Here is a 7288-nt window from a genome sequence, read left to right as displayed (position 1 = left end):
CAACCCCCGCGCCCCGCGGGGACCGGGGGCGGGGGGGCCCCGGGTGGGGGAGGGGGGGGGGGGGGGAAACGGGCCCGCGCAGCGGCCACCACCCACCCGCACCCGTCCTCGTGCCGGCCCCTCAGCCGCCCGGAACCGCCCGCAGCGCCCCCGGCCGGCGCCCCGTCAGCGCGTCCAGCGCCGCCGCGGACGCCGCGTCCGCGGGCACGTGGACCAGCAGGCGCTGGTCGTCGTCCGCGGGCAGTTCCAGCGTCTCGTAGGCGAGCCGCAGCTCCCCCGCCTCCGGGTGCACCACACGCGTGACGCCGTTCGCCCGCGGGAGCCCCGGCAGTCGTTCCACCCGGTCGGTGAAGACCGTGCCGACCGTCACGGTCAGCTCGTCCGCCAGCGCCGCGATGTGCGTGTCCGCGCGGAACGGCCCGTGTTTCAGCGACGCGACCTGTTCGTCGGCGACGAGTTCCCAGTCGGGGTAGGCGGCGCGGGCCCGGTCGTCGGTGAGGACGAAGCGGGCCGCGTTGGGCGGGGTGCCGTCGAGCATGCCGAGCGGGCCGAACAGCCGCTCGTACCCTTCGGTCCAGGCCAGCAGTTCGCTCAACCGGTTGACGAGCACCGCGGGCGCGGGCTCGAGCCGTTCGAGCAGGACCCGCACGGTGGGGCGGACGTCACGAGCCGGCCTCGCGCCGCCCATGCAGTTGAAGCCGGCGTCGGCGGACTTGGTGAGCCGGTGCAGGTGGATACGTTCGCCGGCCGAGAGCCGCAGCGCGTCGGCGAGCGCGGAGAGCACGGGCGGGGAGGGCCGCCGGTCCCGGCCCTGTTCGAGGCGGGTCACGTACTCGACGCTCACGCCGGCGAGCGTCGCCAGTTCCGATCGGCGCAGGCCGGGTGTACGGCGGCGGGGCCCGGCGGGCAGGCCCACGTCGGCGGGGGTGACCGCCTCGCGGCGCGTGCGCAGGAACAGGCCCAACTCGTTGTCGCTCACCGTTCGAACGTAACAGCCCGGACCGTCGGGATGGTGGCCCTGTCACTACCAGTCTCGGCCCGGCCTTCCTCGGTACCGTCCCGGGCGGCAGGTTGGGACGCGTCGGCCCCGAGGGGGGCCGGCCCCGTCCCTTGAGGAGTACATCCGTGTCCGAGAACAACGTCGAGAACAACTCCGCGAAGAAGCTCGAGCTGGTGGTGGTCATCGGCAGCGTCCGCCAGGGCCGCTTCGGTCCCGTGGTCGCCGAGTGGTTCGCCGAGCAGGCCCGGCAGCACGGCCGGTTCGGTGTCGAGGTGCTGGATCTGGCTGACACACCGCTGCCGCTGGACCTGCCGCCCCTGCCGCCGGCGCTCCAGCCCGACATGGAGCGGCCGGCGGACATGGCCCCGCTGACGCGGCGGCTCGCGGCGGCCGACGCGATCGTGGTGGTGACGCCGGACTACAACCGCAGTTTCCCGGCGTCCCTGAAGGCCGCGATCGACTGGCACTACACCGAGTGGCAGGCGAAGCCGATCGGCTTCGTCGGCTACAGCGGCGGCAGCGGCGGTCTGCTGGCGATCGAGCAGCTGCGCCAGGTGTTCGGTGAGCTGCACGCGCACACAGTCCGCGACATGGTCTCGTTCCCCCGCTACTACGAGCTGTTCGCTCCCGACGGCACGCTCATCGACCCCGACGGCCCCACCGCCGCGGCCAAGACGATGCTCGACCAGCTCGACTGGTGGGGCTCCGTGCTCCACGACGCGCGCCGTGACCGTCCGTTCGGAGCCGCCTGACGGCGGCCGTGCCGCGCAGCCGCCGCAGGAGTACCACCGCCGCGGTGGCGAGGGCCACCGCGGCAAGGGACAGCAGCCAGTTGCGCGGATAGTCCAGTGGAAGGACCGAGGGGTTGTGCGGCGTTCCGGGGGCGAGGAGGACCGGCAGGGCGATCAGTGTCAGGCAGCCGGCGGTGACGAGCGCCCCGCGCAGCGGTCCCCGGCCGGGGAGCCGTGCGAGCAGCAGCCCGGCGGCGAGCACCAGCGGGGCGAGAAGGAGGTCGTGGAGGACGACCGCTCCCGCCAGCCAGAGGGCGACGTCCCTGGCCTGCCCGCCGCTGAGGAGGAGGAAGACGCCGACGCCCATGAGGGCGACACCGGCCGCCCCTGTCGCGATACGCATCACAGCACCTCGATCCTGCCGACCCACTTGGTCTGCCATACGCCGGGACGGTTGGGGGCGATGATCCGGGCGGGGAAGCCGTGGTCGAGGGAGAGGACCTCGCCGCCCAGGCGCAGGGCGAGGAGCGTGAGCGGGTCGTCGGTGTATCCGCCGCCCATTTCCATCACCCGGTAGGCGCCGCGCCGCTCCAGCGATACGACCCTCAGCGCGGTGCCGGGCGGTGCGCCGGCCCGCTCCACCAGGTCCAGGACACGTACGCCGGTCCAGCGCGCGGACTTGCTCCAGCCTTCGACGCAGGCGATGGGCAGGGTCACGGTGTGCTGGGGCAGTGCGGCCAGCTCGTCGAGGGTGAGCGTGTACGGGCGGGGGCCGGTGACGGTGAGCCGCCAGCCGGTGAGGTCCGGGACGCTCACGCGGGCCGCGACGGCGGTGCGGTTGACGGGCAGGCCCTGCGGTCCGTGGTCGGGGTGACGGGGCGCGAGGAGATCCAGGCGCCGCAGTGGGGTGAGGGACTGGCCGACGGTCGTGAGGGTGACCGCCCCCACGGCCGCGGCGAGGCCGGTGAGGAGGGAGCGCCGGTCCGGTCCGTCCGCGGCGGGCAGATCGAGCGTTCCGGGCGAGCGCCGGCTCCAATGGCCTTGGATCTGCGGGTATTTGACGGCGATGTGCAGGACGAGGGCGCCTGCCAGCAGCCAGGCCACCGCGAAGTGGACGGGCACGAAGGAGAACGGCCACGGGTACCACTGGGCGGTGTTCAGCAGTCCCGTGGTGAGCTGGAAGAGAGCCGCGGCGACCAGCACGCCCACCGACAGCCGTTCGAGGGCGTGCCGCAGGGACCGCAGCGCGGGCCGCACGAACAGCCTCGGATAGACCGTCCACAACTTGACGATCAGGAGCGGGACGGCCGCGATGCCGCTCGCGACATGGAGACCCTGGTTGAGGCGGTAACCCCAGTACGGCCGGCTGGGCAGCGAGCCGGCGAGCCAGTCCGGCGGGCGTTGCAGGTAATGGCTGATCACCCCGGTCACGAAGCACACGGCGATCGCCACGCCGAGCAGGCGCCCGACGGCGGTGGCCGTGCGGGCGTCGTGCAGCCTGCCGGTGAAGCTCGGCGGCCGGAGGGTGATCGGTGGTCGGATCCTCATGTCTTCCATGAGACCTCCGCCGGGGGCCGGTGCGAGGGATCCGACACCTTACGGAATGCGGACGTCAGGATGCGTCTCCCCCGTTCGGGCCGCTGACGCTGGAAGGCTGGTGACCGTGATCAACACGCGCTCGCTCACCGCTTGTCTCCTCGTCGCCTGCCTGACGGCCGTGCTGGCGGCGACGGTCCTCAAGGACGGCTATGTCACCGATCCCGGCGGCCTCGCGTGGTGGTACGCCGCCTGCTGGCTGCTGTTCGCGGCGGCCGTCCTCGCCTTGCGCAGGATGCCCGTGCGGCACGCCGTGGCGCTGGTCGTCGCGGGTGGCGTCGCGGTCGCGGCGACGGGCCTGCTCGCCCCGCCGCGTACGAGCACCGACTCCTACCGCTATGCCTGGGACGGCAGGGTGCAGGCGGCCGGGATCTCGCCGTACGACCATCCCCCCGCCGATCCTGCGCTCGCCGGGCTGCGCGACGACTGGCTGTTCCCGCGCGGAGCGGACTGTGCGCTGCCGGAGCGGTCGCGCATCGACGGGCCCGCGGGCGAGCGGCACTGCACCCGGATCAACAGACCGCGGGAGCACACGATCTACCCGCCGGTGGCGCAGGGCTACTTCCTGGTCGTCCACGCGCTGTCGCCCGAGGACGCCCGGCACAAGGCTCTCCAGACGGGCGGCGCGCTCCTGGCGGTCGGCACGACCGTCGCGCTCGTGCTGGTGCTGCGCCGTCGCGGTGATCCGCGGCAGGCCGCGCTCTGGGCGTGGTGTCCGGCGGTCCCGGTGGAGGCGGTGAACAACGCGCACGCCGACGTGCTGGGGGTGCTGCTCGCGGTGGTGGGACTGTGGGTGGTGGTGCGCGGACGCTTCGAGGGCGGTGTGCTGCTCGGCGCGGCGGTGGCGACGAAGCTGCTGCCCGCGGTGGTGCTGCCGGGCGCGCTGTCCGGCGTCCGGCGGTGGTGGGACGCGGCGGCCGTGCTGGTGCCGGCCGCGGCCGTGGTGGCGGTGACGTACCTGCCGCACGTGCTGCTGTCGGAGAGCTCCGCTCTCGGCTACCTGGGCGGCTACACCGAGGAGGAGGGCTACGACGACCCGTCGGCCCGCAACCGGTACGCGCTGCTGCGGCTGGTGCTGCCGGACGCGTGGGCGCTGCCCGCGGCGCTGCTGGTGACGGCAGTGGTGATCGTGCACGTCGTGCGCCGCGGCGACCCGGAACGGCCCTGGAGCGGCGCCCTGGCGGTGACGGGCACGGTGTTCCTGCTGATGACGCCGGGATACTCCTGGTACGCGCTGCTCCTGGTGGCGCTGGTCGCGCTGGACGGCCGGTGGGAGTGGCTGGGTGTGGCGGCAGCGGGAGCGGCCAAGTACGTGTCGGTGCACCTCGACGGGGACAGCTCGGTGGTGGGCACGACGGCGTACGCCCTCGCGGCCGCCGCGGTGGCGGCCGGGATGCTGGTCCGGCGGCGGGCCGTGCCTGCGGGTGCTGCCGGCGTAGCGGGGGCCGCAGGACGGGAGTCCGGGCGTGTCGCGGTGGGCAGGAAGGAGGAATGACCACCTCCGCCGAACGGTCCGAAGCCTCCCCCGTCCGCTCCCGCCGTGCGCTGCTGGCCGGTTCGGTCGGCAATTTCGTCGAGTGGTACGAATTCGGTGTCTACGGCTACTTCGCCACGATCATCGCCGCGAACTTCTTCACGCCCGAGGGCGGCAGCGACGTCGAGGCACTGGTGAAGACCTACGCGTCGTTCGCGCTCGCGTTCTTCTTCCGGCCGGTCGGGGCCGCGCTGTTCGGCCGGATCGGGGACCGGATCGGGCGCCGCCCGACGCTGATCCTGGTCATCGGCCTGATGACGCTCGCCACCACCCTGATCGGTCTGCTGCCGACGTACGCCACCGTGGGCGCCCTGGCGCCGTGGCTGCTCACCCTGCTGCGCATCGTCCAGGGACTGTCCGCGGGCGGCGAGTTCGGCGGGGCCGTGTCGTTGATGACGGAGTTCGCGCCGCCCGGCAGGCGCGGCCTGTACGGGGCGTGGCAGTCGTTCACGGTGGCGCTCGGCCTGCTCGGCGGCGCGGGGGCGGCGGCGCTGCTGGCGACCGTGCTGTCGGAGGCGGCGCTGAAGGACTGGGGCTGGCGGCTGCCGTTCCTGCTGACGCTCCCCCTCGGCGCGGTCGCCCTGTGGCTGCGGCTGCGTCTCGAGGAGACGCCGCGTTTCCGGGAGGCGGAGGCGGCGCCGGTCGCGCCACCGCCGACCCGGGAGGTCGTGCGGGCGATCGTGCTCGGCGCGGGCCGGATCATGGGCTGGGCGGCGGCCGGTTACACCTTCCTGGTGGTGCTGCCGTCGTATCTGCAGTCCAGCCTGAACGCGTCGTTCCGGGAGGCGCTGATCGCCACGGTCCTGGCGAATCTGGGCTTCGCGGCGTCGATCATCCCGGCGGGGCTGGTCAGCGACCGGGTCGGCCGGCGGCCGGTGATGCTGACGGGTGCGGTCCTGGTGGTGCTGCTGGCCCTGCCCCTGATGAACCTCCTTCAGGACGAGGGGGCTTCGGCGGCCGTCAAGGGCGCCGCGGTCTTCGCAGCCGGCGCCGTGGTGGGCCTGCTCGCGGGACCCGGGCCCGCGATGCTGGCCGAGATGTTCCCGACGTCGGTGCGCTGCACGGGACTCGGCCTGGCGTACGCGCTGTCCAACGCGGTCTTCTCGGGGTGCGCGGGCCTCGTCATCACCGAACTCATCAAACGGACGGGCAGTGTCGACATCCCCGCCTACTACGCGGCCGCCACCTGCGCGGTGAGCGTGTTCGCGCTCCTCACGCTGCGCGGCGACGATCACCGCAGGGCGCTGCGGTGAGGGTCGTCGGGCTGATGTCGGGGACGTCGTACGACGCGATCGACGCCGCGGCCGCCGACATCGTCCTGGAGGACGGCACGCTGAAACTGTCCCCGCTCGGCCTGATCCGGGAGCGGTACGACGACGAGCTGCGGGAGGCGCTGGCGGGAGCGCTGCCGCCCGCCGCGACCTCGCTCGAGCGGGTGTGCCAGCTGGACACCCGCATCGGGCAGGCGTTCGCCGCGGCGGCGGTCCGCGCGGACCGTGAACTGTGCGCGGAGCGAGCGGAGTTGGTGGCCTCGCACGGGCAGACCGTGTACCACTGGGCGGAGGCCGGGCAGGTCCACGGCACGCTCCAGCTGGGGCAGCCGGCGTGGATCGCGGAGGCGACGGGCTGCACGGTGGTGTCCGACTTTCGTCCGAGGGACGTGGCGGCGGGCGGTCAGGGCGCCCCGCTGGTCAGCCTGGTGGATCTGCTGTGGCTGCGCGGCCGGCCGGGCGTGCCGGCGGCCCTCAATCTGGGAGGGATCGCGAACGTCACCGTGGCGGCGGGCGGTGCGGGCGACCCGGTCGCGTTCGACACGGGGCCGGCGAACGCCCTGGTGGACGCGGCGGTGGTGGAGCTGACGGGTGGGCGGCTCCGCTACGACGTGGACGGCGCACTGGCCGCCGCGGGCCGGGTCCATCAGCCGCTCCTGGACCGGCTGCTGGGGGAGCCGTACTACCGGCTGCCTCCGCCGAAGTCGACCGGCAAGGAGCTGTTCCACGCGGGCCACGTGCGTGAAGCGCTGGGCGGCGTCGGCCCGTTGCCGCCCGAGGACGTGATCGCCACGCTCACCCGGCTGACCGCGCGGAGCGTGGCGGACGCGCTGCGGCCGCTGGGCGCGACCGAGGTCGTCGCGTCGGGAGGCGGCACGCACAACCCGGTACTGATGGCTGCGCTGCGGGCCGAGCTGGCCGGAACACCGCTGCGCACCTCCGACGAGCTGGGGGTGCCGGCCGCCGCGAAGGAGGCGTACGCCTTCGCCGTGCTCGGTTTTCTGACCGTGCACGGCGTGGCCGGCACCGTACCCGCGTGCACGGGTGCCCGAGGGGCGCGCGTCCTCGGGTCGATCACCCCGGGCGGCCTTGTTCCGGTGCTCGCGGTCCCGGCCGAGCGCCGGGTCGACTCCCTGGTCGTCATGGACCGTTGACG

7 protein-coding genes are annotated in these 7288 nt (G+C 73.9%); 4 read left to right on the top strand and 3 right to left on the bottom strand.

The genetic code is table 11. The annotated features are described in order from the left end of the window. Positions 1-121: 121 nt before the first annotated feature. Complete coding sequence (locus tag ACWGH4_RS27195; protein WP_453465588.1) at positions 122-979, bottom strand: helix-turn-helix domain-containing protein; 858 nt, start codon at positions 977-979, stop codon at positions 122-124. 146 nt (positions 980-1125) lie between these two features. Here ACWGH4_RS27195 and ACWGH4_RS27190 point away from each other — a divergent pair, with 146 nt between their 5' ends. Further along, on the top strand, positions 1126-1752 hold the full coding sequence (locus ACWGH4_RS27190; protein WP_453465586.1) for an NADPH-dependent FMN reductase: 627 nt from the start codon (positions 1126-1128) through the stop codon (positions 1750-1752). Here the strand turns inward: ACWGH4_RS27190 and ACWGH4_RS27185 are convergent. Together ACWGH4_RS27185 and ACWGH4_RS27180 are read right to left on the bottom strand one after the other, a co-directional pair. After that, complete coding sequence (locus ACWGH4_RS27185; RefSeq protein WP_441261853.1) at positions 1640-2134, bottom strand: hypothetical protein; 495 nt, start codon at positions 2132-2134, stop codon at positions 1640-1642. The two genes, ACWGH4_RS27190 and ACWGH4_RS27185, sit on opposite strands and share 113 nt — an antisense overlap. After that, the gene (locus tag ACWGH4_RS27180; RefSeq protein WP_453465583.1) at positions 2134-3288 is read right to left on the bottom strand and encodes a molybdopterin-dependent oxidoreductase; all 1155 of its coding nucleotides are present in this window, start codon (positions 3286-3288) and stop codon (positions 2134-2136) included. Before ACWGH4_RS27180 ends, ACWGH4_RS27185 begins: the two co-directional genes overlap by 1 nt. Positions 3289-3334: 46 nt before the next feature. Between ACWGH4_RS27180 and ACWGH4_RS27175 the strand changes: the two genes are divergently transcribed. From ACWGH4_RS27175 to ACWGH4_RS27165, 3 genes are read left to right on the top strand one after another with little or no spacing between them, the layout of a single operon-like run. Continuing rightward, positions 3335-4822, top strand: a complete 1488-nt coding sequence (locus ACWGH4_RS27175; RefSeq protein WP_453465581.1) for a glycosyltransferase 87 family protein — start codon at positions 3335-3337, stop codon at positions 4820-4822. Continuing rightward, positions 4819-6114, top strand: coding sequence for an MFS transporter (locus ACWGH4_RS27170; RefSeq protein ID WP_453465579.1), 1296 nt, complete (start codon positions 4819-4821; stop codon positions 6112-6114). The genes ACWGH4_RS27175 and ACWGH4_RS27170 overlap by 4 nt, the downstream gene beginning before the upstream one ends. Continuing rightward, positions 6111-7286, top strand: coding sequence for an anhydro-N-acetylmuramic acid kinase (locus ACWGH4_RS27165; protein ID WP_453465577.1), 1176 nt, complete (start codon positions 6111-6113; stop codon positions 7284-7286). Before ACWGH4_RS27170 ends, ACWGH4_RS27165 begins: the two co-directional genes overlap by 4 nt. Positions 7287-7288 lie beyond the last annotated feature (2 nt).

It is taken from the genome of Streptomyces sp. NPDC054847, from assembly GCF_053610925.1.
The sequence above is the reverse complement of the archived record's forward strand: the minus strand, read 5'-3'. Positions and strand labels throughout refer to the sequence as shown.

Excerpts from the sequence above, each read along its gene's own strand:
- ACWGH4_RS27185 (WP_441261853.1), bottom strand. The coding sequence starts at position 2,134 with ATGCGTATCGCGACAGGGGCGGCCGGTGTCGCCCTCATGGGCGTCGGC.
- ACWGH4_RS27180 (WP_453465583.1), bottom strand. The coding sequence starts at position 3,288 with ATGGAAGACATGAGGATCCGACCACCGATCACCCTCCGGCCGCCGAGC.
- ACWGH4_RS27175 (WP_453465581.1), top strand. The coding sequence starts at position 3,335 with ATGCGGACGTCAGGATGCGTCTCCCCCGTTCGGGCCGCTGACGCTGGA.
- ACWGH4_RS27170 (WP_453465579.1), top strand. The coding sequence starts at position 4,819 with ATGACCACCTCCGCCGAACGGTCCGAAGCCTCCCCCGTCCGCTCCCGC.